General features: G+C 60.3%; 1 protein-coding gene. It reads left to right on the top strand.

All coding sequences use genetic code 11. The annotated features are described in order from the left end of the window. The first annotated feature begins 26 nt into the window (after nt 1–26). A protein-coding gene (locus CSZ94_RS27290; protein ID WP_102124358.1) for an IS3 family transposase occupies nt 27–1,195 on the top strand; the annotation gives its coding sequence in 2 pieces (ribosomal slippage) (nt 27–282 and nt 282–1,195; 1,170 coding nt in all). Nucleotides 1,196–1,228 lie beyond the last annotated feature (33 nt).

The raw sequence follows: 1,228 nt of genomic DNA, 5'->3' as shown, positions 1-1,228 counted from the left end.
GGTAAACTTCACCAACTGGAGAACTTATGACACGCTCAAAAACCTACACACCGGAGCTTCGTGAAGAAGCGGTAAAACTGGTCCTGACGCAGGGCCTGACGCTGGAAGACGCGGCACTGCGCCTGACCATCCCCAAGGGCACGCTGGCCAATTGGGTGACGGCGGCAAAGCGCGGCACCTCGCCCAAAGTAGCCCCTGGGAGCCGCTCGGTGCCGGAGCTTGAGGCCGAGGTAAGCAAGCTGCGCAAAGAGCTCGCAGAAGCCCGCATGGAGCGCGATATCGTAAAAAAGGCGGCAGCGTACTTTGCGCGGGAGTCGCTGCCAAGTACGCGGTCATGAAGACGTTGCGACTCGAATTTCCCGTCACCGTCATGTGCCGCGTCTTTGACGTGTCGCGCAGTGGTTTTTATGCTTGGGCGAATGGCAAACCATCGCAGCGGGCACAGGACGACGCACGCCTGAAAGTGGCCATCGAGGCGGTGCACGCGCAGAGTCGGCAGACCTACGGCCCTCTGCGCATGCAGCCGGAGTTGACGGCGCAGGGCTTTCCGGCGGGGCGTGACCGCATCGTCCGCCTGCGTCGCGAACTCGCCTTGCGCTGCAAGCAGAAGCGCAAGTTCAAGGCCACTACGAACTCGAATCATGACCTGCCGGTGGCCGATAACCTGCTCAATCAGACCTTTGCACCGACCCGGCCGAACGAAGCCTGGGTGACTGACATCACCTATGTGGCCACCGGCGAGGGATGGCTTTACCTGGCCGGCATCAAGGACGTGTTCACCTGCGAGCTGGTGGGCTACGCGATGGACGAGCGCATGACACAAACGCTGACAGCAACGGCGCTGTGGAAAGCCGTGCGCAACAAACGCCCCTCGCCGGGCCTGATTCACCACTCCGACCGTGGCAGCCAGTACTGCGCCCATGACTATCAAAAACTGGTGAAGCAGTTCGGCATGCAGCCGTCCATGTCGCGCCGGGGAAACTGCTATGACAACGCGCCCATGGAAAGCTTCTGGGGCAGCCTGAAAAACGAACTGGTGCACCATCAACGTTACACCACCCGGGCAGACGCGAAAGCCGCAATACAGGAATACATCGAAAGCTTTTACAACCGCCAGCGGCGCCACTCGCGCCTCGGCAATGTTCCGCCCGCGTTGTTCGCTGAAAAATTCAGCAAACAGACACGGGCGGCTTGAAACAAGAGTGTCCGCTATTGACAGTACACCTCA

Origin of the sequence: Janthinobacterium sp. ROICE36, from assembly GCF_002869965.1 — a bacterium.
Lineage (GTDB): Bacteria > Pseudomonadota > Gammaproteobacteria > Burkholderiales > Burkholderiaceae_D > Janthinobacterium.
This window is presented reverse-complemented; position numbering and strand designations above follow the sequence as displayed.